Annotated in this window: 1 protein-coding gene; it reads right to left on the minus strand. The window is 51.5% G+C overall.

The annotated features are described in order from the left end of the window. A partial coding sequence (locus tag RMT89_RS43475) for a tape measure protein (protein WP_315889276.1) occupies nt 1–266 on the minus strand: 266 nt, incomplete at both ends.

Genomic DNA, 266 nt, shown 5'->3' on the forward strand with positions numbered 1-266 from the left:
TCACCAGTTGCCGCGTCCGCGAAAGCTTCAACCGCCTGATCCAGGCTCTTACCCATAGCCGATCCGGTATCACCGAGAATGCGCAACGCATCATCAGCGATAGGGTCAATGCCGTAAGCCTTCAACTTCACAAATGACTCAGTTACCTGAGCGAGGTCATAAGGCGTCTTTTTAGCAAAACCGGCAATCCAGTCCAAAGAGGCTTTCGCCTTCTCCTGGCTACCTTCGATAGTTTCCAGAGTGGCCTGATAGCTTTCAAATTGTGC

Source organism: Streptomyces sp. P17, assembly GCF_032436805.1.
Lineage (GTDB): Bacteria > Actinomycetota > Actinomycetes > Streptomycetales > Streptomycetaceae > Streptomyces.